The sequence below is a fragment of the Shewanella japonica genome, from assembly GCF_002075795.1.
GTDB classification, from domain to species: Bacteria; Pseudomonadota; Gammaproteobacteria; order Enterobacterales; family Shewanellaceae; genus Shewanella; species Shewanella japonica.
Map to the genome: position 1 here is coordinate 328,143 of NZ_CP020472.1, position 23,879 is coordinate 352,021.

General features: G+C 42.9%; 26 protein-coding genes and 1 pseudogene. 14 read left to right on the forward strand and 13 right to left on the reverse strand.

The window, feature by feature from the left end:
• Window positions 1-8 precede the first annotated feature (8 nt).
• A complete protein-coding gene (locus tag SJ2017_RS01445) occupies window positions 9-359 on the reverse strand; it encodes a flagellar basal body rod protein FlgB (RefSeq protein WP_055025309.1) in 351 nt (116 codons plus the stop codon).
• A 155-nt stretch (window positions 360-514) separates the two neighbouring features.
• Here SJ2017_RS01445 and flgA point away from each other — a divergent pair, with 155 nt between their 5' ends.
• The 3 genes from flgA to flgN all read left to right on the forward strand — a co-directional run bounded on the left by flgA (window position 515) and on the right by flgN (window position 2,172).
• On the forward strand, window positions 515-1,192 hold the full coding sequence (gene flgA, locus SJ2017_RS01450; RefSeq protein WP_231919201.1) for a flagellar basal body P-ring formation chaperone FlgA: 678 nt from the start codon (window positions 515-517) through the stop codon (window positions 1,190-1,192).
• A 214-nt stretch (window positions 1,193-1,406) separates the two neighbouring features.
• Complete coding sequence (gene flgM, locus SJ2017_RS01455) at window positions 1,407-1,697, forward strand: flagellar biosynthesis anti-sigma factor FlgM (RefSeq protein ID WP_055025307.1); 291 nt, start codon at window positions 1,407-1,409, stop codon at window positions 1,695-1,697.
• Window positions 1,690-2,172 (forward strand): flagellar protein FlgN, encoded by a 483-nt coding sequence (gene flgN / locus SJ2017_RS01460; RefSeq protein WP_080914662.1) that lies wholly within the window; start codon window positions 1,690-1,692, stop codon window positions 2,170-2,172. The genes flgM and flgN overlap by 8 nt, the downstream gene beginning before the upstream one ends.
• Window positions 2,173-2,915: 743 nt before the next feature.
• On the opposite strand, the gene SJ2017_RS01465 is transcribed toward flgN, so the two are convergent.
• From SJ2017_RS01465 to SJ2017_RS01500, 8 genes and pseudogenes are all read right to left on the reverse strand, one after another.
• A complete protein-coding gene (locus tag SJ2017_RS01465; RefSeq protein WP_055025293.1) occupies window positions 2,916-3,329 on the reverse strand; it encodes a flagellar FliJ family protein in 414 nt (137 codons plus the stop codon).
• Between the two features lie 51 nt (window positions 3,330-3,380).
• Window positions 3,381-4,736 (reverse strand): FliI/YscN family ATPase, encoded by a 1,356-nt coding sequence (locus tag SJ2017_RS01470; protein ID WP_167692877.1) that lies wholly within the window; start codon window positions 4,734-4,736, stop codon window positions 3,381-3,383.
• Window positions 4,726-5,556 carry a flagellar assembly protein FliH gene (gene fliH / locus SJ2017_RS01475; RefSeq protein WP_244899751.1) on the reverse strand — a complete coding sequence of 277 codons (831 nt, stop codon included), beginning with the start codon at window positions 5,554-5,556 and terminating at the stop codon, window positions 4,726-4,728. The genes SJ2017_RS01470 and fliH overlap by 11 nt, the downstream gene beginning before the upstream one ends.
• Window positions 5,556-6,566, reverse strand: coding sequence for a flagellar motor switch protein FliG (locus tag SJ2017_RS01480; RefSeq protein ID WP_055025292.1), 1,011 nt, complete (start codon window positions 6,564-6,566; stop codon window positions 5,556-5,558). The genes fliH and SJ2017_RS01480 overlap by 1 nt, the downstream gene beginning before the upstream one ends.
• Window positions 6,567-6,584: 18 nt before the next feature.
• Window positions 6,585-8,293: pseudogene (fliF, locus tag SJ2017_RS01485) on the reverse strand (flagellar basal-body MS-ring/collar protein FliF).
• Between the two features lie 78 nt (window positions 8,294-8,371).
• Complete coding sequence (fliE, locus tag SJ2017_RS01490; RefSeq protein ID WP_065110318.1) at window positions 8,372-8,710, reverse strand: flagellar hook-basal body complex protein FliE; 339 nt, start codon at window positions 8,708-8,710, stop codon at window positions 8,372-8,374.
• A 45-nt stretch (window positions 8,711-8,755) separates the two neighbouring features.
• Entirely contained in the window at window positions 8,756-10,051 is a 1,296-nt protein-coding gene (locus SJ2017_RS01495; protein ID WP_080914663.1) for a sigma-54 interaction domain-containing protein, read from the reverse strand.
• Complete coding sequence (locus SJ2017_RS01500) at window positions 10,048-10,854, reverse strand: MotY family protein (protein WP_080914664.1); 807 nt, start codon at window positions 10,852-10,854, stop codon at window positions 10,048-10,050. The genes SJ2017_RS01495 and SJ2017_RS01500 overlap by 4 nt, the downstream gene beginning before the upstream one ends.
• 706 nt (window positions 10,855-11,560) lie before the next feature.
• Here SJ2017_RS01500 and SJ2017_RS01505 point away from each other — a divergent pair.
• The 7 genes from SJ2017_RS01505 to flhA all read left to right on the forward strand — a co-directional run bounded on the left by SJ2017_RS01505 (window position 11,561) and on the right by flhA (window position 17,963).
• Entirely contained in the window at window positions 11,561-12,442 is an 882-nt protein-coding gene (locus SJ2017_RS01505; protein ID WP_065110133.1) for a flagellar motor switch protein FliM, read from the forward strand.
• Window positions 12,435-12,797: a flagellar motor switch protein FliN gene (gene fliN, locus SJ2017_RS01510; RefSeq protein ID WP_055025287.1), complete on the forward strand. Its 363-nt coding sequence runs from the start codon at window positions 12,435-12,437 to the stop codon at window positions 12,795-12,797. Before SJ2017_RS01505 ends, fliN begins: the two co-directional genes overlap by 8 nt.
• Before the next feature lies 1 nt (window position 12,798).
• Window positions 12,799-13,527 (forward strand): flagellar type III secretion system pore protein FliP, encoded by a 729-nt coding sequence (gene fliP, locus SJ2017_RS01515; protein ID WP_055025286.1) that lies wholly within the window; start codon window positions 12,799-12,801, stop codon window positions 13,525-13,527.
• 95 nt (window positions 13,528-13,622) lie between these two features.
• A complete protein-coding gene (locus SJ2017_RS01520) occupies window positions 13,623-13,892 on the forward strand; it encodes a flagellar biosynthetic protein FliQ (RefSeq protein WP_055025285.1) in 270 nt (89 codons plus the stop codon).
• 64 nt (window positions 13,893-13,956) lie between these two features.
• Window positions 13,957-14,730: a flagellar biosynthetic protein FliR gene (gene fliR, locus SJ2017_RS01525; RefSeq protein WP_080914665.1), complete on the forward strand. Its 774-nt coding sequence runs from the start codon at window positions 13,957-13,959 to the stop codon at window positions 14,728-14,730.
• Window positions 14,731-14,732: 2 nt separating this feature from the next.
• Window positions 14,733-15,866 carry a flagellar biosynthesis protein FlhB gene (gene flhB, locus SJ2017_RS01530; protein WP_055025283.1) on the forward strand — a complete coding sequence of 378 codons (1,134 nt, stop codon included), beginning with the start codon at window positions 14,733-14,735 and terminating at the stop codon, window positions 15,864-15,866.
• Window positions 15,867-15,881: 15 nt separating this feature from the next.
• Window positions 15,882-17,963 (forward strand): flagellar biosynthesis protein FlhA, encoded by a 2,082-nt coding sequence (gene flhA, locus SJ2017_RS01535; RefSeq protein WP_080914666.1) that lies wholly within the window; start codon window positions 15,882-15,884, stop codon window positions 17,961-17,963.
• A gap of 151 nt (window positions 17,964-18,114) precedes the next feature.
• Here the strand turns inward: flhA and SJ2017_RS01540 are convergent, their stop codons facing one another.
• The 3 genes from SJ2017_RS01540 to SJ2017_RS01550 form a co-directional block, all read right to left on the reverse strand.
• Window positions 18,115-19,305, reverse strand: a complete 1,191-nt coding sequence (locus SJ2017_RS01540) for a GGDEF domain-containing protein (RefSeq protein WP_080914667.1) — start codon at window positions 19,303-19,305, stop codon at window positions 18,115-18,117.
• Between the two features lie 370 nt (window positions 19,306-19,675).
• The gene (locus tag SJ2017_RS01545) at window positions 19,676-20,323 is read right to left on the reverse strand and encodes a DUF2959 domain-containing protein (protein ID WP_055025280.1); all 648 of its coding nucleotides are present in this window, start codon (window positions 20,321-20,323) and stop codon (window positions 19,676-19,678) included.
• Window positions 20,324-20,352: 29 nt separating this feature from the next.
• Window positions 20,353-20,574 carry a hypothetical protein gene (locus tag SJ2017_RS01550; RefSeq protein WP_055025279.1) on the reverse strand — a complete coding sequence of 74 codons (222 nt, stop codon included), beginning with the start codon at window positions 20,572-20,574 and terminating at the stop codon, window positions 20,353-20,355.
• Between the two features lie 87 nt (window positions 20,575-20,661).
• Here SJ2017_RS01550 and SJ2017_RS01555 point away from each other — a divergent pair, with 87 nt between their 5' ends.
• From SJ2017_RS01555 to SJ2017_RS01570, 4 genes are all read left to right on the forward strand, one after another.
• Window positions 20,662-21,642, forward strand: a complete 981-nt coding sequence (locus SJ2017_RS01555) for a virulence factor BrkB family protein (protein WP_055025278.1) — start codon at window positions 20,662-20,664, stop codon at window positions 21,640-21,642.
• Between the two features lie 195 nt (window positions 21,643-21,837).
• Window positions 21,838-22,407, forward strand: coding sequence for a hypothetical protein (locus tag SJ2017_RS01560; protein ID WP_055025277.1), 570 nt, complete (start codon window positions 21,838-21,840; stop codon window positions 22,405-22,407).
• Window positions 22,408-22,453: 46 nt separating this feature from the next.
• Window positions 22,454-22,903, forward strand: a complete 450-nt coding sequence (gene dtd / locus SJ2017_RS01565) for a D-aminoacyl-tRNA deacylase (RefSeq protein WP_080914668.1) — start codon at window positions 22,454-22,456, stop codon at window positions 22,901-22,903.
• A 12-nt stretch (window positions 22,904-22,915) separates the two neighbouring features.
• Window positions 22,916-23,413: a thioesterase domain-containing protein gene (locus SJ2017_RS01570; protein WP_080914669.1), complete on the forward strand. Its 498-nt coding sequence runs from the start codon at window positions 22,916-22,918 to the stop codon at window positions 23,411-23,413.
• Between the two features lie 77 nt (window positions 23,414-23,490).
• On the opposite strand, the gene SJ2017_RS01575 is transcribed toward SJ2017_RS01570, so the two are convergent.
• Window positions 23,491-23,835, reverse strand: a complete 345-nt coding sequence (locus tag SJ2017_RS01575; RefSeq protein ID WP_065110129.1) for a rhodanese-like domain-containing protein — start codon at window positions 23,833-23,835, stop codon at window positions 23,491-23,493.
• Between the last annotated feature and the right edge of the window lie 44 nt (window positions 23,836-23,879).

The following is a 23,879-nucleotide window of genomic DNA, read 5'->3' on the forward strand; positions in this document are numbered from 1 at the left end:
ATCAGTTCCTATTGTCCTTCGATAGCCGAGCGTAAGCCGGAAATTTTCATGTTCAAGAAGGTGAGACTCGTTTGATAATCCATGGCATTTTGCGAATACCTCGCCTGTTCTTTACCCAGCTCAACGGTATTGTGATCCGCAGAGCTTTGGTAAGGCACACGGTAGGCTGTTTGGTAGTCTCGACCGACATCCATTCCCGCATTGATTTGCGTCATGACAGCTTTGAAATCTAAATCCTTCGCTTTATAACCAGGAGTTTCAGCATTGGCTAAGTTACCCGCCAACATCTTGCTTCGCTCGACTCGAAAATCTAATGTTTGTGCGTGAATGCCTAAGGCGGTGTCGAGGTTGATAGCCATTAAAACTCCTAGTATGGTATGGACGATTTCAATATTTGCCTTGTCTATCCAATTAGTGTGCCAAAAGTTTAAAGCGAGTTTTATCAATGGTTTGTGACTATTTTAAAGATAAGATCGGAACGCTAGTTTCCTGTGTGACACTGGCGGCGTCCTGTTTGCTTCCGCTGACAATACATGCGCAAGATCACAGCAATGCCACAGGGCAACTAAAGCAGTCTTTTACGCAAATGGTAGAAAAGGAACTAGCCAACTGGCAGCGACAAGCAGGGCTTGATGCCATCAAACACACGATTGATGTGCATTTACCTTCAGGGGCTGCTAACTTGCAGCAATGCCCAAACGCGCTGGTGATTAGCAGCGGTGCTAGATTGCCTTTTGGCAATGTTCAACGTCGAGTGACATGTGAATCATTAGGGTGGAGTTTATTTATTCGTGCTCGTGTTGATGTCACTGCCAATGTCCCTGTGGCAAATAGACCATTGGCAAGAGGCGAGCATATTTCTGCCAGTGATATTGAGCTGCAATGGCTTAAATTGACTCCAGCAGACCGAGATCTAATTACTCAAAAATCGCAATTAATCGGGCATCAAGTCAGCCACAAACTGCGTCGATTCAGAGCGATAAAAACCAGCCAAGTGACTAATCCTCAATGGATTAATATTGGTGACCGGGTGATTATAGAAGCTAAAATGAATGGCTTTTATGCCAATATGCCAGGTGAAGCATTGGAGTCTGGCGGAGAGGGAGCCACCATTCGAGTCCGTAATTTAAGTTCTGGTAAAATTATTCATGTTTACCCCACTGCGAAAGGCAGAGTGAAGACCTTATTTTAAGCAGGTCAAATAGACCCACTGACCTGCGAACTTTTCAGTTTTAGCTATCAAACTTCATGTTCAGTATTACAGCTCAAAGCTTGTCAACGTCCATAGGCTAAATTGTGCATCAATCCGCTTAAGTTATCAGGCTGATTTTATGATGATGATATTTTAGTTTTCTTGTTTATTAGCCGCCTTTAATAGATATCGACGACATATATGGTGAACCATTATGGATATCAACAAAATTTCTAGCGCAGTCACCGCTGACATGGGCACAACGAAAAGCAAATCCAATACCTCGCAACAGCATGAAGTTGCCGAGCTTAAAACACGGAAAATGCCTGTGCAAAGTACCGTGAGTGATGATTGGAAACTGATTGAAAAAAACCAGCCTAACCTAGCCAGTATGGACGACTTTGACGCCGCAAAAGTGGCTGAATTACGTCAAGCATTGCAAAACGGCACATTCAGTTTAGATGTGAAAAAAATAGCAGAGGCGATGAAGCAAAATCATGGGTAATCAAGTGGAACAATCACATCAAGGTTCGGCTGCACCAGTATCTAAGCGGGAGCAAGTGCAAGGGTTATTGCGTGGAATAAGAGTGGATATTGATGGCTACAAACAGCTTCATGGCTTATTAATCCGCCAACGTGAATTAATGAAACGCCGTGATAATGCTGGTTTAGGGTTGCATAATGAAGCGCAAACACAATTATGTGAAAAGCTAATGGAGCGCGCTAAAAACCGTTCAAGAACCTTAGTTGCTTTAGGTTTTACGGGTAACAGCAAAGGTATGGAAGATCTCATCGCGAGACTGCCTCACGCCAGCCAAAAACAAGTACTGATATTGTGGCGCAACTTGGTTGATTTAGTGAAAGAAAGCCAACAGTTTAACGAAGAAAATGGCAAGTTGTTGGTCAGCCAACAAGAAGTGATTAACTCGTTATTGAACAAGCAACCAGAAAGTCAAAACGACTATGGGTATGCTAGGTAAAGGCTAACCTTTTTTGCTTCCAAAAAAGCGGATATTGCCCTTATCAAAAATCAAAGTCGTGGCGCTTCGCCCACACCCGACGAAAGGGAAACAACAGCATTTCCCTTCTCGACATCCCTTGCCGCCCCTACGAAATTGCTCTGAAAAGCGAGCAAGCTTCATGCTTATTCGAAAATAGCTAACGTTTTAGATAGGCCATCCATGGCCAACTAAAGCTAGCCTGACGTCCTGTCAGGCTTACGCCATTTTCTTCAACGCATTTCAGCAATTTCAATGGGGATCATTGTGCCCGAAGGTTCGTTTGCAACTTAAGCATTCGCTGTAATAACAATCGCACTGCTTTTGATCTTCTTCGAATGTTCCATTTGAATTGAGGTAAGTAAGAAAATCGCGTGAGTCCAGACATGGCCTTTCTCGCACATCTATGTGCTTCAAGGCATTTAATACATCCAGCATTTAAGATTCTGGCTAGCTTTCGAGGGGAAGGGACGCCCCATCGTAAGCGTTAGAGCTTCATTAAACCAGAGTTGTAGCTTGCTGAAGCGGGCTACAAAAGTAGGTTAGCGCTGGATGATTCTCCGTTGGAAATTTTGCAGTTTAAATTTCGCCGGAGCTGCGGGGTGTAGCTCTTAGTAAAAAGTAAGAGGGAGTCGCAGTTCACTCCCTTTTAGTCTGGTGTGGGCGAAGCGCCACGACGTTAATCCAAACGGAGTTTGGTAATAAAAAACATCATTTAAGTATGTTTACTTAAGCTGATACCGACAGGCCAAATCATCCATTTGTTTTTGTTCTTGTTTATTAATATGAGCTTGTCGTTGTTTGAGACGATCTTGATAGAACCAATTAATGCCTTGTTGGCGCCCTAACTGGCTACGCCAGATTTTATCCACTCTTTGATGTTCCTGTTCTAATAATATTTTTTGACGTGTGAGCTTCTTTTGTAGGGGCTGAATTGCGTTAATCATTTGCACGCTATTTTGCATTAATAGCGGGTTGGCGCATTGTTGTGGGTAAGCGTGATATTGGCTGACCATGCTTGATAGTTGTTGCTGCTGCTGGGCGATTTCAAGCAAACGCTGTTGGCTGGCATTCTTTTGCTGGCTGAGCTGATGCAGTTTCTTTTCTTCTTGTTGGCATAACTGTAAAAGCTGTTTCATTTTACGATCTCTACAATGCGCTTTGGTTGATGACGTACTGCTGCATCTGCCTTATTCAGTCGAAGGAGGTGCTTGGTAACCCAGACCTTCAACTAACTGCTGTAATTGGCTGATGCTATGTTGATGGTCTGCTTGACTATGGGTTGCTTGCTGTAAAAAAGCGGCCATTTGTGGGTACGCTTGCACTGCAATATCAAGCTCTTTGTCTTGCCCAGGCTGATAACCACCTAAAGGCAATAATTCTTTCACCTGCTGATATTTACTATTTAAATGCCTAAACACTTGTCCGTGAGACAAGCTGTCAGAGCTGGCAACTTGCGCTGCAAGTCGGCTTACAGAAGCGCCAATATCAATGGCAGGGTAATGGCCTTGTTCAGCCAGTTTTCTATCTAGCACTATGTGGCCGTCAAGGATGGCTCGAGCGGCATCGGCAATAGGATCTTGTTGATCATCACCTTCCGTTAATACGGTATAAAATGCAGTTAAGGTGCCTGTAGGGTGTTGGCCGTTTCCTGCCATTTCGACCAAGCTAGGAAGCTGGGCAAACGCTGACGGCGGATAACCTTTGGTTGCAGGTGGTTCACCTAAGCTTAAGGCAATTTCTCGCTGCGCTTGTGCATAGCGGGTTAAAGAGTCAACTAATAGCAGAACTCGCTTTCCTTGATCTCGGTAAGCGCAAGCAATGTGATGGCACAGTCGCATAGCACGCATACGCATCAATGGGGTGGTATCTGCTGGAGCGGCGATGACAACTGAACGTTGTCGGCCTTCTTCGCCCAATGATTGCTCGATAAATTCACGCACTTCACGGCCACGTTCACCAATTAGTCCTACGATGACAATGTCAGCCTCAGTAAAGCGGGTCATCATGCCTAACAGCACACTTTTACCGACACCAGAGCCAGCAAATAACCCTAAGCGTTGACCACGGCCGACGGGCAATAAAGCATTGATAGCTCGGATCCCGACATCTAAAGGTTCGGTAATTGGCTTACGCTGTAGCGGGTTAGTGCTCATTTGCACCATAGGAATGGTTTGTATCTGGCTAAGAGGGCCAAGGTCATCAAGTGGCTTACCTAAGCCATTAAGTACACGGCCAAGTAAGCCTTTACCAACAGGTATTTGGCAGCGCTCAGCGATAGGGATCACTCTTGCACCTGGCATCAGTCCTGTGGTGTGTTCAATTGGCATTAAACAGACGGTGTCTTTGTAAAACCCGACAACCTCAGCTTCGACGACTCCACCATTGCGACACTCAATATGACAGCGATCGCCTGTACCTAGTTGGCAGCCGACAGCCTCAAGCAGCAAGCCATTGACTCGAGTGAGCTTGCCATACACTTGTGCCACTGGCACAGACGGCCAGTCAATGATCTCGGCGCTTGTTTGAGCCGAACTACTGCTCACTGGCGCCTCGAGTTTCGTCTGTTGTATCTGTTGCTGACTGATTGACACTTGTATCTGATGACAGTTGTTGCTCGATATCTGTGCGCTTTAAGTGATTCTCTACTTGATCTAAACAGGCATTGAGACGGGTTTCCATTGAAGCATCGGCATCGGATTTATCGCCCACAATACGACAACCACCCGCACTGATAGTGTTGTCAGGGACTAAAGTCCAGTCTTGCACTTTATCAGCTGCGATGTCTTTCAATTGCGTGACAGCTGATGGCTCAAGATGAATTTTCACGTCAGTGGGAGCATCAGGAATCGCGGCTAGTGTTTCTTCAACTAAGGCAAGAATTTGTTGAGGCTGTAAGGTCAGTTCACATCGGATAACTTGAATTGATACTCGACGAACCAAATCTAAAATCAGCTCCTGTTGCTGCATCACCTGCTGAGTATGACCTTCTTCGAGCAAAGATTTCATTGCTGACAATGGCGTAATTAAGTTATTAAGTTGCTCATCAATAGCTTCTTTACCCTTTAATTGCCCTTCAATTCGTCCTTGATTAAATCCTGCGGCATAGCCAGATTGTTGGCCTTCTTTGTGGCCTGAAACTAAGCCTGCTTCATGACCTTTTACGACGCCTTCATCATAACCTTTATCAAAAGCTTGTTGGTAATCTTGCCATGATGGCTCTTCATGATTTTGGGCAAGCTCGTCTGCATGTAATGGGCTAAATTGGTGACGGCGTACACGCTCGCCGCTGAGGCGGAAGCGTCTGTCAGAATGCGGTGACTTATTCATGGCTTTACTCTTTTGATCAGTCAAAAATGGGCTCATTACTCAACAACCTGTTCTTCAAACAGCTGTAATTCTATTTGGCCTTCGTCCATCATTTGCTTAGCCAGTTCCATAATGTCTTTGCGGGCTGCTGTGGCTTGACTCAATGGTACTGTGCCTATGGCTTCAATTTGGGTTTCTATCGCTGAAGACATACGCTTTGGTAATGCTTGCAATAAGGTTTTCTTAAGATCTGATTCAATACCTTTAAGCGCTAGCGCTAAGGTATCGGCAGGCACAAGCGCCATGATTTCTTGCAAGGTTTCCGCTTTTTGACGACCTAAAATAATAAAGTCGAACATGTTGTCTGCCACTTCACCCGCCAGTTTTTTATCGTGGAGCTTAATCATCTCCATCAATTGCTCTCGGTTACCTTCAAAGCGATTGAGAATGTCGGCAACTTGGCGAATACCAGATACTTGAGTATGACTCTTTTCCATTGCTATGAGCATGCATCGTTCTACGAGGTGGCGCAGTTCTTCAACGACACCGCGCTCAAGCTCTCCTAATTGAGCGATACGAACCAGTAATTCGTCTTGGCCTGCTTCTGGTAAACCTGATAATACTTGGGCTGCACTTTCAGGTGGCAATAAACCTAAAAGTACCGCTTGAAGTTGGCTATGTTCATTGGTGATTTCACGGGCAAGTAACTTAGGGTCGACCCACTCAAGACGTTTAACCAAGGTTTTGATTTCGTCACCATAGATGTTGTCTATCAAGCTTTTTGCTACACGATCCCCTAAGGCTAAATCGAGGGTTTTTTGCAGGTATGAGCGTGAGGCGCGGGCAATACCTGATTGCTCTTGGTAGCGCTTAAAAAAGCGTCCTATGACAAAGTCGGCTTCATTTTGAGTAATGCTCGATAGGCGAGCCATTTTATGGCTTAAATGCTGCACATCATTACGGTCTAAATGAGCCATCACTTGCGCTGCGCCTTTCTCGCCCATGCTCAATAGGATCATGGCAGCTTGGTCGAGATTATCTAAGTTAATATCAAGTTCATTCATCATTAGTCTTTTCCTATCTCGCTATGAGTGTTGTTTAGCATCTTTGTCGCTGATCCAGTGGGCAATGACTTCTGCTACACGAGCGGGCTCTTTTTCAGCGAGAACACTGAGGTGCTCCATTTTCACTTTTAGCGGAGAACTGGTTTCTGGTAGTCCAATATTCATTAGGTCATCATCAGCTTGAGGCTGACCGAGTCCCATTAGCTCATCTGCAAGAGACTGTGCATCACTATTGCTACTGTCTAATTTCGCAGGGCTAGGCTCTTGATATTGATAATTATCCTGCTCTTCAACTTCCTTCATCGCACTTAAGTCAACGGTTTTAGTTAAGTGGCGAACTAACGGACGTAAGACAAAGAAAATCAGTCCAATACCGAGTAGTAACCCAATAAAGTAACGCAGGTATGACTCGTAACCTTCTGTTTGCCACCATGGCATAGGCTGGAATTCAGCTACTTTCACTGGCGCAAAATCAAAACTATTGATACTAAATTGATCGCCACGCGCAGCGGTAAAACCAATGGCGTCTTGGACCATGTTGCTCATTGATTCAAGTTGCGCTTCAGTCCAACCGTTTTCGCCTGCCGCTTGATTATTTAACAACACAGAAATTGACAGGCTCTCTAATTGCATTTGTTGGTAGCGGGTATGTTTAACTGAACGTCCCACATCAAAATTACGTTGAGTTTGCTGAGTGACATTGCGGCGTTGATTGGTTTCAGCACCTTCTGCAGCTGGAGGCTGGTTACTGAGCGCACCGGGTATTCCCATGGCCAAGTCACCATTGACTTCATTTGAGCTTTGCTGTTCGTTGCGCATAACAGATTGAGGGTCGAGTGACTCATTCGTTTCTTCGACTTGATTAAAATTAACTTGCGCAGCGACCTGAACTTGGAAATTTTCTTGCCCAAGGATTGGCATTAACATACTTGAAGCACGGTTGATGAGGCTTTGCTCTAGCTCGTGGGTGTACTTGAGCTGGCGATCTCGTGCTTGGGTAATGTCATTATTGAGGGTTAACGCTGAGCTTAAGTGATTACCTTGTTGGTCGACAACTTGTACTTGCTCTGCAGTCATCCCTGTGACACTGCCTGCAACCAGATTGACAATCGATTCAACCTGTTCTGATTGAATGTTGCTACCTGCATAGAGATCAAGCATGACTGATGCCGAAGGCAATTCAGGTTGCTGCCTAATAAATAGGGTTTTTTAGGAATCGCTAAATGCACTCTGGCTGTACGAACGGCACGTAGCGCCATAATGGTACGAGAGAGTTCACCTTCAAGGCTGTAGCGATATTTAGCTTGCTCCATAAATTGGCTAGTACCAATGCCTGAACTATCTAGTGACTCCATTCCCATCGGCATTTGTGCTTTCACACCACGGGCTGCCAAAATCATTCGCGCTTTGCCGAGTCTGTCTTCAGGCACTAAAACTAATCCAGAATTAGTATCAAGACGATAGCTTATTCCTTCAGTTTCAAGAACTTCAATAATTTGCGCCGTTTCGACTTTTTCCTGGCTGCCGTATAAAGGTCGGTAGCCTTGGCTTGCGGTCCATAACATCAGCACGATGACGCAGGCCACGACGATGGCGAAAACCGCAAGCACGGCAACTTGTTTATCGCCTTGATTGAAACTGGTCCATTTCTCTTTTATCGTCGCAAAAGGCGATTTTTTCTCTCCAACCTCGGTAACGGGTTGGCTAGTTTGAGTAAGAGTTGTAGGCATTGTGTCTAATTTCCTTGCACTAAGGCGGTTTAGGCTATTGAAACTTATCGTTAATGAGCTGATTTATATCAATATTGATTAAATCGGCATTTTCATTACGTCATCGAACGCTTGTACCAAACGGTTTCGAATTTGAATCATAGTGGCGAATGACAAACTGGCTTTTTGTGAGGCCACCATGGCACCAACTAAATCATCACTTTCGCCACTATCGACAGCACGCATAAGTGCTGATGAGGTGTTTTGGTCGGTGTTAACTGCAGCAACCTTTTGCTCCATCAATTCAGTGAATGAAGGGTGTTGAGTGCCAAAGTCTCTCGGATTTGGACCGACTTTGATGGCGCCTTTGGCCATTTCTGAATGGACATTCATTTGGTCCATTAATGTTTGAACATTGGTCATTGGTGCACTGACCATGGTTGCATTAGCCATTGGTTTTCCTATCTATTTGCTAGAGGGTAATTACGCTACTTTGCCAAGAGCAAGGTCTATGTCTATCCCTTGTTCGCGCATTTGAGCAAGCTTGTAACGCAATGCACGTGTTGTCATGCCAAGAGATTCTGCGGTGAGGTTTCGTTGACCATTGAAGCGTTTCAGTGTGTCTATGATGTATTGAAACTCTGCTTGTCGTTTAGAGTCTTTCAGGCCACTTTGTTGAGGCGCTAACTGAGCAGTTTGTTCTGCTTCTATGCCTAAGTCAGCGGTCTGAATCGCTTGACCACGGCGCATGATTAATGCGCGCTGAATTGTATTTTCAAGCTCTCTTACATTGCCACTCCAGTCATGGCCGAGCAGTACACTACGGGCCTGATCACTGAAGTAACAGACTTGTTCAGAGTTATTGTTGTGGTACATGTCTAAAAAGTGCTCTGCAATAGGCATGATGTCTTCACGACGTTGTCTTAGTGGGGTAATTTTTAGCGGTAATACATCTAAGCGGTAGAATAGATCTTGCCTAAACTCACCATTCTCAACAGCTTTGCGTAAGTCTTTATTTGTTGATGCAATCACGCGAATATCGAGCGGTATCGCTTTATGGCTGCCAATTCTTTCAACTTCGCGCTCTTGTAAAACTCGCAGTAATTTAGCTTGTAAGACGAGCGGCATTTCGCCGATTTCATCTAACAGTAAAGTGCCACCATTGGCTTGTTCAAACTTACCTGATTGATCGCTGACAGCTCCAGTAAAGGCGCCTTTGACATGGCCAAATAGAATTGACTCTAAAATGCTTTCAGGAATGGCCGCACAGTTGATCGAAATTAATGGGGCTTGTGAACGATTGGAGTGACGATGAATATAACGGGCTAATGGCTCTTTACCTGTACCACTTTCACCAGTCAATAATACCGTAGCATTGGTGATTGCTGCACGTTGAGCAAGCATCAATAATTGACGACTGACAGCGGATGATGCAACGATGTCTGAATCAATTTTATCTAAAGTTTTTAGACGGGTTAACAGTGCAATAAGTTGTTGATTATCAATCGGCTGCAACAGATAATCTTGCACTCCTGACTGCATTGCAATACTAGCCAATTCGGTTTGTTCTGGATCAAGTAAGGCAATCTGATTCTTACTCGGGTACATGGCTAAACGCTGTGCTACTTGTTCAGGTTCACAATCTGATAAATTCACCAGATTCAGCCAAGGCGATGGCTGGTGATTGCTCCATAACTGAAAACCATTGCTTAGCAATAATGCGGCAGCGGTTTCACACAGTTGGCAATCGACCAACTGGATTGAGTATTGCTGACTCATCGACTGGCCTTCTGCGTTTTGAGAGCGGTAAGGTTATTCGTTTTAACTAATCTCACCATAACGCGACGGTTCAGCTCACGTCCTTGGGCACTATTATTACTGGCAATGGGGTTTCTTGTGCCATGATGGCGCACTTGAATCATTGTATTGGGCACGCCAAGCTCAATTAATCTTGCTTGAACTTCATAGGCGCGCTCCTTGCTTAATTGCAAGTTCACGAAGTGATCTCCTGATGCATCAGCATGCCCATCGATAAGGACTTCTGTGACATTGTCATCAGCCGCAATATAGCGAGCAATTGCGATTAAATCCTGCTCGTACTCAGGAGATAGATGTGTCGAGTTGCTATTAAACTGCATATCCACTCTGCGTACATAGGAAAAAGGCTTAGGCAGCAGGTTTTGCTTACATAATCTAAATTCTCTTACGATGGCACGAGTAGAAACGGGTGAAGAATTCACCTTATATTTGATATTTTTACCTGGATCAATATTGACTTGCCACGTCAGCCCTTGCTCTAAGGCCTCTAAAAAAGCTGCGCTGTTTCGGCTCGTTTTAGCGGTATGACCTTGCCAGTTTAGTTCTGATTGTGCAAAAGCGGCGTTGTTCTGCTGCTGCCATGAAGAAGATTCAATTATTATTTCGCTGGCATGATCACGCAGGCTCAGCCAGTCAGCAGTTAAACTAATGAATAACTCGTCACCAGGCGTGGCGGTGAGCATAAAGTCTCCGAACCCATCCACTTGGTGGCTTATTTCACAGTGAAATATATTTCCACTGAACTCCCAAGAAGATTTTTCCATCTTGGTTTGATATTTATTCTCTATTACTCCTGCATACGATTTAAGCGGAAAAATAAATGCGATAATTGTAATCAGTATTATTTTTTTCAATTACTAACATCCTATTTTTATTTGTTATGTCTGTAACGTAATAAAGTTTTGCAGTATTAAACACTAAAAGAAAAATGATTAAAATGAATTTTTATAAAAAGTTTTAAATAGTGCAAGCTTTATTGTTTGTTCATATATATGTCATTGTCTTTCGTTATTTAAATGATGTAGTATCTTGCCGAAATACTGATTCCTCTAAGTTATATAGAAACTAGACACAGTTATCTGGTTTTTAAGTATATGATTTTATTTATTTTAAAAATTAATTTTTGTTATTTTAAAATAAATTTAAAGTTTTTTACGATTATAGTCGCTTTGTAATAATATTTATTTTTTTGTTTTTATATTTGGGGTTTGTTTATTATTTAAGTGTTGTTGTTTATTTGTTTTGATTATCTGTTTCTGTGGTCGTTGTTATATGTACTACTAGCTGATTTATTATATTTGGTTGTCAAAATATATTTGTTTGCCAAAGAAATGTCGCCTGAATTGTTTGTATATTAATAAGGTGGTCGTTTTTAGTTCAGTTGCGTGTGGGTGATAATATAAATTTGATACATATTATTACGGTTATTAATTTATGGATATTTTATAGTTAAGTGAGTTTTAAATTAAAATGAAAACCACAGCTAAAGCAAGTTTGATTAAGAAGCAGCAGCTTCCAAAAGTGAGAACCGTTGCGTTAGTTCAAGAGAAACTTGCACGCAGCCGACTAGTATTGCAGCTAGAGCGTTGCCATAGAACACTGCTCGACAATATAAATGACTTATTAGGGCCGATTATTGGCCAAGGTCATCACGCATTGTCAAAAGTATCGCTTTCAACCGATCTGAATACAGTAACACCTGACTTAAACCACGCGTGGTTTTTGATGAGTTACCGCCGAACTCCACTGGCTTGGTGGCGAATTGATAAATGTACGTTAGATCAGTTAGCTAGCGGTTATTACGGTAGTTTCTCTAGCCCGTTACAGTCACCTTTACGGGCGCCTAGTTTGTCTGAGTTTCGTTTGGTGAAGCGTTTATTGCGTTCTGCGTTGGACGTTTTACCGATAACTGAACTCGATGACGACGGCTTAGATCTTGAATTGGTGGTGAATACCACGCCATTAGAGGTGCCTCTTGCTTGGACTCTGAGCTTTCCAGCAGAGCATGTTGGCCCGCCAATGATGTTATGCATGACAGAATTTGCTTTGGGATTGATGGCTGAACAGCCAAGTGAATATCAAGCTGCTGAAAACCTCAATAGCCAATTAAGTCAGCGTTTAAGACAAATTCCGATAAAAGCCACGTTAGAAATTGGTCATCAATTAATGCCTGTGACGTCATTAGAAGGCTTGAAAGTCGGTGATATTTTACCGATGAGTTTGCATTCTCGCTGCCCAGTGACTATCGGTCGCAGACCCCTATTTTATGCCACTGTTCATAATGATGATGGACAAATGGTCGCCAAACTTACCCAGGAAGCGTTTCACCCAGAGGACTCTACCCATGCCTGAAAATATACTTTTACAAGATGATGAATTCTTACTTGATGATGATCTGTTATTAGAAGATACCCTAGCAGAGCCACAACCTGCTCCAAAGGCTAAAACCTTAAAAGAGATGTCATTTTTTCACCAGTTACCAGTGCAAGTGACATTGGAATTAGCGAGTACAGAAATGTCTTTAGGTGAGCTAACCCAAATGGGAGAAGGCGACGTTGTTGCATTGGATCGCATGGTAGGCGAACCATTGGATATTCGTGTTAATGGTGCTTTGTTAGGTCGTGGTGAAGTGGTTGAAGTGAATGGCCGATATGGTGTGAGATTGCTTGAAGTGGAAGCGATAAGCTTAACTGGAGCAAACGACTAATATGGTTCGTGTCATCCTGCTTCTGTTATGCCTATTAGCACCCAGTGCTTATGCTAATGATGGATTAACCTTATTCACTTTAGCGGACGGCGACCAGTCGCAAACCGTGAACGTCAAATTAGAAATCTTAGCCATGATGACCTTGCTAAGTTTTTTACCTGCGATGTTGATGATGATGACAAGCTTTACTCGAATTATCATTGTGTTAGCAATTTTGAGACAGGCGTTGGGCTTACAACAAAGTCCACCTAATAAAGTGTTAATTGGCATTGCTTTAGTCATGTCTATTTTTATTATGCGCCCCGTTGGTGATGTGATTTATGAAGATGCATTTTTACCCTATGACAAGGGTGAAATTGAATTAACAGAATTGATTGTGAGGGCAGAAGTGCCTTTACGACAATTTATGTTGGCGCAAACTCGTGAAACAGATTTAGAGCAAATGCTAAAAATTGCTAATGAGCCAGTGACATTAACCGCAGACGAAATCCCCTTCTTTGTTTTGATGCCTGCATTTGTATTGAGCGAGCTGAAAACAGCATTTCAAATTGGCTTCCTACTTTATATTCCCTTTCTAGTGATTGATTTAGTGGTTGCGAGCGTCTTGATGTCGATGGGGATGATGATGCTGTCGCCATTGATTATATCTCTACCATTTAAACTCATGGTGTTCGTGTTAGTGGATGGTTGGGCAATGACTGTGGGTACGTTAACAGGCAGCTTTGGCTAGCTAGGGTAGACGATGATACATCTAGCATGGATTTTAATGACCAGTACAAATCAGATGATTGAACAGCTGAAGCGGCCACCTGCGGGAGCAATAAGATGGATGTAAACGAGCTAACGTCATTTTTTGCTGAAGCGATATTTTTAGTGGTGATGATGGTGGGCGTATTGGTCGTGCCAGGCTTGATTGTGGGACTGATTGTCGCTGTGTTCCAAGCGGCGACCCAAGTGAATGAGCAAACATTAAGCTTTTTACCTCGCTTAGTGTTAACGCTGTTGATGGTCTTATTTGCAGGTGAGTGGTTGTTGATGAAAATCAGTGACTTGTTTGAGCGGCTATTTTTCAGTATTCCCCATGTGATTGGTTAGGCGAGTAGATGAACGCATTTAGCATGGCTGAGCCGCTGAATTTTGACTGGGTAGATAGCAACTGATGTTGTCGTTAACATCGGTACAAATCAGTGCTTTTATTGGCTCATTTTGGTGGCCATTTTGTCGGTTTATGGGGGCATTTATTGTGATGCCTTTTTTAAGCAGTAACTATATTCCGGTCAAAATACGACTGCTATTTGCCATGCTGTTGAGTGCTCTAGTGGCGCCAATTTTACCCCCAGTGCCTGCCGTTGACGCTATCTCAATAGGGGCTGCGTTATTGGCCGTTGAGCAATTGCTTGTTGGCTTTATGTTGGCATTATTTTTACTGATCATGATCAGTGTAATGACCAAGATGGGCGCGATGATGTCAATGCAAATGGGCTTGGCAATGGCCATTATGAACGACCCTGCTAACGGCAACTCTAATCCTATTCTTGGTCAATGGTTTTTACTGTATGGCACGTTATTATTTTTAGCGTTAGACGGTCACTTAGTTGCTATTGGCGTTATCGTTGATAGCTTTTATTTGTGGCCAATTGGCATGGGCATATTTGAGTTGCCTTTAATGGGACTGGTTGAGCGAGTTGGCTGGTTATTTGCGGCCGCATTTATGCTGGCTTTACCTGCGATTGTCGCCATGTTGATGGTTAATTTAACTTTTGGTGTGTTGAGTAAATCTGCGCCTTCATTAAACGTGTTTGCCTTAGGTTTTCCTATGTCGATGTTAATGGGGCTGCTGTGCGTATTCTTTTCGTTTAGCGGCCTTGCTAGTCGCTATAGTGACATTTGCCTCGATGCTTTATCTAGCATGCATCAGTTTATCGGGGGCTAGTGATGAGCAATAAAGATACCGGCCAAAGTAAAACTGAACAGGCAACACCACAAAAACTCAAAAAAGCCCGCGAGCAAGGGCAAGTTCCACGCTCCAAAGACTTAGCCGCATCAGCGCTGATCATTGGTTGCGCTGTCATGCTAACGAGCAGCGCCGAGTGGATAGGCAGTGAAATGGCCGAAATTACTCGCTTCAATATGAATCTCACTAAAGAGCAGTTAAATGAGCCCAAAATGCTAGAAATGCATATGGGGGCTGCGATTGTCGGAATTCTACATCTTCTTGGGCCGTTATTTATCTTAGTGGCCGCTATCGGCATGATTGCAGGCGCATTACCTGGTGGGCCGCTATTTAGTATTAAAAATGCCTTCTTCAAATATAGCCGTATTGATCCCATTGCTGGCTTAGGGCGAATGGTGTCAATTAAATCATTGGTGGAGTTGGTTAAATCGGTCTTAAAAATCACTTTGCTAGTCAGCATCATGCTGTATTTTTTGCAGAGTAACTTGCAAGGCATTATGGCAAGTAGTCAGCTGCCAGTAGATGAAGCCGTTAAATACAGCATTGATACGATATCAACTGGGATGTTTTATTTAGGCGTCGGTCTGCTGATTATCACATTTATCGATGTGCCATATCAGTATTGGCATCATCATAACGAGCTAAAAATGTCTCATCAGGAAGTGAAAGATGAGCATAAACAGCAAGACGGTAAGCCAGAAATTAAAGCTAAAATTCGCCAAATGCAGCAAAAAATTAGCCGCTCTCGTGCTGATGTTGCTGTGCCACAAGCCGATGTATTACTGGTTAACCCTACTCATTATTCAGTTGCACTTCGTTATGACGCTGATAAAGCAGATGCGCCTTATGTTATTGCTAAAGGAGTGGACGAACTGGCGCTTTATATGCGTGATGTAGCAAAACGTAATGCGGTTGAAATTATTGAAATCCCAGCACTGGCTCGTGCGATTTATTATTCCACTAAGATTGAACAACAAATTCCAGCGGCATTGTTTGTCGCTATTGCGCATGTGCTGAGTTACGTGTTGCAAATCAAAGCAGCAAGAACAGGCAGCCAAGAGAAGCCTGAACCATTGCCGCATTTTTATATTCCTCCCCATTTACGACATGATTAAAGGAACCATTAAACCATGAATTGGTTTGCACAAGTCTTTACTGGCAATCGAAGCTACATCGGTATTCCGATAATGTTATTAGCCGTTCTGGCGATGGTCATCTTGCCATTGCCACCTTGGCTGTTGGATATTTTATTTACGTTTAACATCGTACTTGCAGTAATGGTGTTGCTAGTCAGTGTATCCATACGTCGGCCTTTAGAGTTTTCGGTATTCCCGACGATATTGCTACTCGCCACTTTAATGCGATTAACTTTGAACGTTGCCTCAACTCGTGTGGTGTTAATCGAAGGCCACAATGGTGGAGACTCGGCAGGTAAAGTCATTCAAGCATTTGGTGAGGTGGTGATTGGCGGTAACTATGTCGTAGGCGCCGTGATCTTCTTAATTCTGATGATTATCAACTTTGTGGTGATTACCAAAGGTGGTGAAAGGATATCAGAGGTTTCAGCACGTTTTACTCTGGATGCGTTGCCTGGTAAGCAAATGGCAATTGATGCTGATTTAAATGCTGGGATTTTAAGTCAAGAACAAGCCCGTGTTCGACGTCAAGAAGTTGCTCGAGAAGCAGATTTCTATGGTTCGATGGATGGTGCGTCTAAATTTGTGCGTGGTGACGCTATTGCTGGCATCTTGATCCTGCTGATTAACATTATTGGTGGTATTGCCATTGGTGTGTTTATGCATGGTATGGGCGCAGCTGATGCATTTAAGACGTTTGCCTTACTGACCATTGGTGACGGTCTTGTTGCTCAAATCCCATCATTACTATTAGCTACCGCAGCGGCGATTATTGTAACCCGTGTTTCGGATGCTGAAGAAATGCCTGAGCAGTTGCAAAAGCAACTGCTTGCAAACCCAAAAACCTTAGCAACAGCAGCATTGGTAATGCTGATTTTAGGTTTAGTGCCAGGTATGCCTGGAATGGTATTTATTTCTTTCGCTGCTTTATTGGCTTTTGCTTCTTGGAAGCAAAGTCAGCATAAACCCGCCATTGTTGAAACCAAGCTTGAAGAGCGACTGGAAAGCAATACTACAGAACCATCGCCACCAAGTTGGGATGCATTACCTTATACCGATTTGATTGAAGTACGTTTGGGGTATCAGCTAGTGCATTTAGTTGAGCGGACTAAAGGCGCTGAGTTACAAAAACGCCTAACAGGGATCCGCCGCACCTTGTCTGAACAAGCGGGCTTTTTACTCGCAGAAGTGCGGGTGAGGGATAACTTATCGTTAGCGCCAAATGCTTATCAAATTAATATGATGGGTAACCCGACAGCGACAGCGGAGTTGCAAGCTGAAAAACTGATGGCGATTCAAAGTGGGCCGGTATTTGGTGATATTGATGGAATCATTACTAAAGAGCCTGCCTATAACATGGACGCGATTTGGATTGACCAAGATGCTAAAGCGAGAGCATTAAACTTAGGTTATTCGGTGGTGGACAATGCCACTGTGATAGCGACACACGTTAGTAAGCTGATCCGTGAAAACTTGCCTGACATGTTGCAACACGATGATGTGTTGGCACTCAGTGATCGCTTGGCAAAGCAATCGCCCAAGTTAGCGGAAGCGTTTAACGGTGCGTTAAGTCCAATTGTGCAGTTAAAAGTGTATCGGTTATTACTGAAAGAGCAGGTGTCATTAAAAGATATCCGCACAATTGCAACCACACTACTTGATTGCAGTGAAAACAGTAAAGATCCAGTGCTGTTAGCTGCAGATGTGCGTTGTGCTTTAAGAAATAACATAGTGCATAGTATTGCTGGCGCTGAACCCAAATTGAATGTACTGACATTAGCGCCAGAGCTTGAGCAAACCTTAATGAACGCCTTAACCCAATCGCAGCAGCAAGGTCAGGTCGCGCTGGATAGCTTCCCTGTTGATCCAACGTTACTGGCTCAGTTGCAACAAGGCATGCCGCAAATCTTAGCTGATGCTAAAGAGCAAGGACATAGTCCACTGTTGTTGGTTGCACCACAGCTTAGGCCGATACTGGCCCGCTATGCTTTAGCATTTGCAAGAGGCTTACATGTATTGTCGTACAATGAAATACCTGAGAGCCGAGAGCTTATGGTGGCAGGTCAGCTTGGTTAATACCTTTGTCTGAAACTTGTGTAATAAAAAGGCCGAAGCGTTTTGCGCTTTGGCCTTTTTTGAATGTTAATCTTGTGACAAACACCAATAAAGCTAATCGCTACGCTGTGATGAATAAAAGCGGTGATGACGATAAAAGTGGTGCAGAGTATTAAAACCTGACTTGGTTACGACCTCTGTCTTTAGCTCGATACAGGGCTTTATCTGCCAGTTTCATGCTTTGCTCAAAGCTGTGTTCAGGTTTGTGCTCGGCACAGCCAATAGAGACGGTAACGTTGACGGTTTTCTTTTTTACAGGGGCTTTATTACGCTGTTTCTTTGAGCTGTTCTTTCTATTTTCATCTCTCAGCACAATGTCATAATCTTCAATACTTTGCCTCACATCATCAAGATGAGAGTAAACTTGTTCTATGTCTTTACGGGGAAATACAATCGTGAACTCTTCGCCGCCATAACGGAAGGTTTTGCCGCCACCAGTGACTTTGGATAACTTTACCGCCACTAATTTCAATACATCATCACCAACATCGTGCCCATAGGTGTCATTAAAGCTTTTGAAGTGATCGATATCGACCATAGCAACCGTGTACTTTCTGCCTAAAGCTAGGCTTAAATTAAACAAGGCTCGACGTGACGGTAGTCCCGTGAGTTCATCCCGATAAGCTAAAAAGTAAGAGTCGAACAGGACTGTGATTAAAAAGCTAATCGCAATACAGCTAAATAGTACAGATAACGGCAGGTTAGTCGGCACCAAAAAGTAGCCCAGCCATAGCAGTAAACAAATACCAAGGCTGGTTTGTGCTAAGTTGCTTTTCCAACTGAGCTTACACAGTAAGATGATTGCCAGTGGATAAATAGGGAGCAGATACAAGGGGGACTGCTCGATTGTTAACCCAATACTTTGCTGAAATTGACTAATCGTTGCCGAGTATTGGCCAGTGAGATACACCCAGCAATAGGCGATTAAACCACAAAGAACAATGCCACCGATACGATAAAAACTGTGCACACTGATGACGCCGCGATCTTTAATAAAACAAAATAGCGTGATCACCAAGGTGCCAAAAAGCGGTAAAAATTGATGAATGACAGGCGATAAAAACAGACGGTTACTTTGCAAAGCGTAAAAGGTGAGTAACATCAAACCTATATAAAACAGTCGACTACGATTAAATTGCAAACAAATTAATGAAGATGCCGCCAATAACCAATAAGGTGCAAAATGTAGGGTATCTTGCCAATCAATCCAATGAGTTTGAAAGTGTTCTAATAAGCCTAATGATAGAAAAGTGATAATAATCGGCAGTATAAAAAAGCGCATGGTATGCATTAGGCTGCTCATTGAATCCACCATAGTAAACTAATAAAAGTAAGCATTAAAAAGTTAGCAATTAATATAAGACGTTACGGGTTAAATGTATGTAGCGAGTAGACTTCCATATTGGTGCAGCTTGCGATGCTGTTGCCATTTATACCTGTTACCATTTTAGGCTTATTACCGTTTAGACATGGTGCGTTTATATAAAAACTGCTACTAACAGAGCGACCTTGAATGCGGCAAACTGAAATATAAATCAAATCGGTTTAAGTTAACATCTTCTTACCCGATAACTGTGGACTAGGCGAAAGGGCGAGCTAGGCTCAATAAAAATGGCGCCGAAGGTAGAGGTCTTCAAGCGCCATTTTATGCTTCATGATATCAATGGTGGCAGTTAGCCTTTTTCCATTGCCTCAATAAACTTATTTGATTCAGCAATTGATTTATTCATTTCTGAAATCAAGCTAGAAATGTCAGACTGTAAGCTATTAAACTCGCCTTTAATTGCGCCAATGGCTTGGGCATTAAGGTTATGCTTTAAGTACAGCATGTTGTCTTTCATCGCGGTTAAAATCGGAGGCATTTTGGCTTCTGCACGGCGCATGCCTTTGACTAATGAATTATACGAACGCTCAGTTTCGTTTAACTTATTAGTGCTATTACGACGAAGGCTTGCTTTACTGATTTCTTGAATTTCAGCTTCCCACTCTTCGAATAAGGCTTCGGCCACATCTTCAACTTTATCAATGCGGCTACCAACTTCATCGGCTGCTGATTGAGCTGATTCATATTCATCTTTAGCTTTGTTATAGGCGTCTTCTAAATCGCCGCCATCGAAAGCGAGTAGTGCTTGCATCTCTTCGAGAGCTGAACTGAATTGTTCTTGTGCTTCTTCTTGAGACTCTTTTGCTTCTTGAACGCGATCCACCATGATGTCACGCTTGTGATAGCCAACTTTTTCCATTGCACCGTAATAGGCGCTTTGGCAGCCACTTAGTAACAAGCTTGCGCTAAGGAAGGCAAGTGATATCCATTTCTTCATCTTATGCTCTCTTAAATGTTGTCGTTAAATTAATCTGCTTTAAACATGGCAGCATCAATGATGCTCCAAAGATGAAACACCGCTCCAATGATGGCGGGAATAATAAGTACCCAGAAGAAATAACACACTGCAGTGATCACGAAGAATAAAATTGCAGCAATGATACGGCCTTGAACGAGTTGCCCTAAGCCTGGGAAGAAAACACTGGCAATGGCGGCGATGACATTGCCAGCTGAACCTTGTTGAGACATTAAAAAACTCCCTTGGAGTGTAACTATCGTGTTATAACATTGTACGAAGTTAACTCGGTAATTGAAAATAAATAATCAGAGAAAATTGTGACAAATAAGATAGATGTAGCGTATTTAAAAAATATTAATCTCAGTATTTGGAAATTTATCGTCCATGTAAAGCGACGTGTGGTTGAAGATCAAATTAACGTTAAAGCAGGTCATTTAACTTATGTCACCTTACTGTCGTTAGTTCCAATGGTTGCTGTGACCATGTCGATGCTGTCTGCTTTTCCTGTATTTCAGGGGATCCGCGGCAAGATTGAAAGTTTTATTTATGACAATTTTTTACCTGCAGCGGGTGACACAGTACAAATCTATATCAATGAATTTGTTGAAAATGCTTCGAAAGGCACGTTTGTCGGTGTCATTGCGTTAGTGGTCGTAGCGTTAATGTTGATTTCTGCCATTGATAAAGCATTAAACAATATTTGGCGTACCACAGAGACCCGCTCTTATGTGGTGTCTTTTTCGATGTATTGGATGGTACTGACCTTAGGTCCAGTGTTAATTGGGGCAAGTTTAGTGGCAACCTCATATGTCGTGTCACTTAAAGTATTTGAAATGGCAGAAATTTCAGGGCTGATGACTTGGCTGGTTGAGCGTTTACCAATGTTGTTTTCTGTAGCATCAATCTTACTTTTATATATGGTTGTTCCTAATAGAAAAGTTCGATTTTTACATGCGCTACTTGGGGCTATCGTTGCGGCAATGCTGTTTGAAGCAGGTAAGAAAGGATTCGCGTTTTATGTGACTCAGTTTCCGAGTTATGAGGCCATTTATGGGGCTCTGGCGACGATTCCTATCTTATTCGTTTGGGTCTATGTGTCTTGGATGATCGTGTTACTTGGCGCTGAAATTACCGCTGCAATGCCAGAATATTTACAAAGAGACATGTTGGCTGACAGCACTTCGGAAAATAGTGAGGTGCAAGCCAGTGATGACAGCAATGGTATCGCTGCAAGTGAGCAAGAAAAGAGTAATCAAGCAGCGTCTACTTTTAACACTCAGGCATCTAATAAAACGTGATTGCTAAGGGTCTAATAAAGCGTATATCAGCAAAATATTAAGTAATTTTGTTGGGCTTCTGTCATTATCATGGGCAAGTGGCCTGACTTTTTCGCTCCCATTTGGGGTAATTATAAATGTCATTCAATAGCAGAAGTCACAATGAAAGCCTACTGCTATGGCAGTAGTGCAGTCTGTATTCTATAAGGAAAGCAAATGAAAAAATTGATTTTAGCGGCATGTGTATTAGGTTTATCGGCTTGTGCAACAACAGATAATAACACTTCAGAAAGTGTTGTATCTGCTGCCCCTGCCAGCATTGACATGACAGGAATGACGGACCAACAAGCTGCTGATGCGCTTTATAACGCATTGATTAAGTCTAGTTATTTAGCGACTAAACTCAGCCCTACCAGTGTGGCTGTGCAATTTGGCGATAATCAATTTGTATTGCAACCAAGTATGAGTGAAAAGGGAATAGACCGCATTTTAACGAACCGTTTATTTGCCGTTCACCCGCAATTACACGGCAGTAAAGAACTGTTGGTTTTGATTGGTTCATTAAACCAAAAGCTTAATTTTGCAAAGTTTGTTGTTCGTGAAAATGGCGGTGTGATTCAGGTTCAAGGTGCTGCGACATTTGTTGATTCTATTCAAGTTGAAGAATTACGTCGCTTTATGTTGTGGACCGATGAAGGTTTAAAGCAAGTGGGAAAATCTTTACCTAAAGGTTCTGAGCACTTGATCAAACCTATTCCTGTGATTAAGCCTGACACGGGCGCATAATCTTGTAGAATATCGGCTTTCTCGGGTCGATTAATAGGAAGTAACTTTGATTGGGTTAATTCAACGGGTGGCACATGCCAGTGTCACCGTTCATCGTGATGATGATAAGCATGTCACAGGTAGCATCAATAAAGGTTTATTAGTGCTACTTGGTGTTGAAAAAGATGATGACTTAGAAAAAATGCGTAAGTTGGCTAAAAAAGTGATGGCTTACCGTGTTTTTGGTGATGAAAATGGCAAGATGAACCTCAACCCGCAACAGGTAGGTGGCGAACTGTTAGTCGTGTCTCAATTCACCTTGGCAGCTGATACTGGCCGCGGGTTACGTCCTAGCTTTTCTTCTGCTGCAACCCCTGAACAAGCTAATGAGTTGTATGAAGCTTTTGTTGCCTATTGCCAAGAGCAAGGCGTGGTGACGCAAACGGGTGAGTTTGGTGCAGATATGAAAGTTGAATTGCTCAATGATGGTCCAGTTACCTTTAATCTTCAGGTATAACGGAAAGGCATCATGAATACTGGCTCATCCAGGATAGCGGTTTTACTTAATGAGTTAACGCAGACGTGGTATCAAACCATTCCTGTGAGTCAGTTTATGCAAGTTACTCCGCTCAGTTTTGACAATCAATGCTTTACTGTTACAGCGCCACTTTCTCCCAATATTAACCTTCATCAAACTATGTTTGCTGGCAGTATTTATACCTTAATGACCCTAACGGGGTGGGGAATGTTGTGGTTACAACAACGCTTGGCTGGAGTAGAAGGTAATATTGTTTTAGCCGATGCAAACATTCGATATTTGGCTCCTGTAACCGAAGCGCCAATAGTGACAGTGATTTGGCCAGAATCACTGACTGATAAATCAGCTTCTTCTGAGACGGGGTTACCCGATATGAGTGTCTTCGAAGCAATTAATAATGGTAAAAAAGCGAAGGTTAAGCTTGAGGTGCAATTACATTGCGCAGGTAAGCTCTGCGCTACGTTTAGTGGCTTATATTTTAGTTACTAATTCTTAGAGAATCGTTAGGTATTATTCAAGGACACAACCACGTCGTATAGGCCTAGCTGAGGGTATCCTTCACTAGATTACTGACTTAAAGATTCGCAGCACAGTAAGTCCTTCATTGCTCCACCATTTACTGCACAATTGAACCCTTTAGACTCGAATATATCGCAACCCTTTTGCGCTCTTATCCCGGCGCCACAATATACGACAAATTGCTGCTCTACATGATGGGCATCAAGCCAAACCGGTAATTCAGTTAACGGCACGTTTATGGCTTGTGGTAAATGGCCACTCGCAAATTCATCAGGGTTTCGTACATCAATTAGCATTGCACCATGCTTAATTAACTCCCAACAGATTGCAGTGGCTTGTGCCCCTGTCAGCTTGGTATTTACCGAAATCGAAGTTGTGCTTGCCGTGACCATTAGAACCTCACTTTGATTTGCATTAGATTTTGTTCAATAAGATT

Excerpts from the sequence above, each read along its gene's own strand:
- SJ2017_RS01550 (WP_055025279.1), bottom strand. The coding sequence starts at position 20,574 with ATGTCTCAACAAGGTTCAGCTGGCAATGTCATCGCCGCCATTGCCAGT.
- SJ2017_RS01505 (WP_065110133.1), top strand. The coding sequence starts at position 11,561 with ATGAAAACCACAGCTAAAGCAAGTTTGATTAAGAAGCAGCAGCTTCCA.
- SJ2017_RS01575 (WP_065110129.1), bottom strand. The coding sequence starts at position 23,835 with ATGGTCACGGCAAGCACAACTTCGATTTCGGTAAATACCAAGCTGACA.
- flgN (WP_080914662.1), top strand. The coding sequence starts at position 1,690 with ATGGGTAATCAAGTGGAACAATCACATCAAGGTTCGGCTGCACCAGTA.
- SJ2017_RS01540 (WP_080914667.1), bottom strand. The coding sequence starts at position 19,305 with ATGAGCAGCCTAATGCATACCATGCGCTTTTTTATACTGCCGATTATT.
- fliE (WP_065110318.1), bottom strand. The coding sequence starts at position 8,710 with ATGGTCAGTGCACCAATGACCAATGTTCAAACATTAATGGACCAAATG.
- SJ2017_RS01570 (WP_080914669.1), top strand. The coding sequence starts at position 22,916 with ATGAATACTGGCTCATCCAGGATAGCGGTTTTACTTAATGAGTTAACG.
- SJ2017_RS01500 (WP_080914664.1), bottom strand. The coding sequence starts at position 10,854 with ATGGAAAAATCTTCTTGGGAGTTCAGTGGAAATATATTTCACTGTGAA.
- fliP (WP_055025286.1), top strand. The coding sequence starts at position 12,799 with ATGGTTCGTGTCATCCTGCTTCTGTTATGCCTATTAGCACCCAGTGCT.
- fliN (WP_055025287.1), top strand. The coding sequence starts at position 12,435 with ATGCCTGAAAATATACTTTTACAAGATGATGAATTCTTACTTGATGAT.
- SJ2017_RS01495 (WP_080914663.1), bottom strand. The coding sequence starts at position 10,051 with ATGAGTCAGCAATACTCAATCCAGTTGGTCGATTGCCAACTGTGTGAA.
- SJ2017_RS01445 (WP_055025309.1), bottom strand. The coding sequence starts at position 359 with ATGGCTATCAACCTCGACACCGCCTTAGGCATTCACGCACAAACATTA.
- SJ2017_RS01465 (WP_055025293.1), bottom strand. The coding sequence starts at position 3,329 with ATGAAACAGCTTTTACAGTTATGCCAACAAGAAGAAAAGAAACTGCAT.
- flhB (WP_055025283.1), top strand. The coding sequence starts at position 14,733 with ATGAGCAATAAAGATACCGGCCAAAGTAAAACTGAACAGGCAACACCA.
- SJ2017_RS01520 (WP_055025285.1), top strand. The coding sequence starts at position 13,623 with ATGGATGTAAACGAGCTAACGTCATTTTTTGCTGAAGCGATATTTTTA.
- fliH (WP_244899751.1), bottom strand. The coding sequence starts at position 5,556 with ATGAGCCCATTTTTGACTGATCAAAAGAGTAAAGCCATGAATAAGTCA.
- SJ2017_RS01560 (WP_055025277.1), top strand. The coding sequence starts at position 21,838 with ATGAAAAAATTGATTTTAGCGGCATGTGTATTAGGTTTATCGGCTTGT.
- SJ2017_RS01545 (WP_055025280.1), bottom strand. The coding sequence starts at position 20,323 with ATGAAGAAATGGATATCACTTGCCTTCCTTAGCGCAAGCTTGTTACTA.
- SJ2017_RS01480 (WP_055025292.1), bottom strand. The coding sequence starts at position 6,566 with ATGATGAATGAACTTGATATTAACTTAGATAATCTCGACCAAGCTGCC.
- flgM (WP_055025307.1), top strand. The coding sequence starts at position 1,407 with ATGGATATCAACAAAATTTCTAGCGCAGTCACCGCTGACATGGGCACA.
- fliR (WP_080914665.1), top strand. The coding sequence starts at position 13,957 with ATGTTGTCGTTAACATCGGTACAAATCAGTGCTTTTATTGGCTCATTT.
- flhA (WP_080914666.1), top strand. The coding sequence starts at position 15,882 with ATGAATTGGTTTGCACAAGTCTTTACTGGCAATCGAAGCTACATCGGT.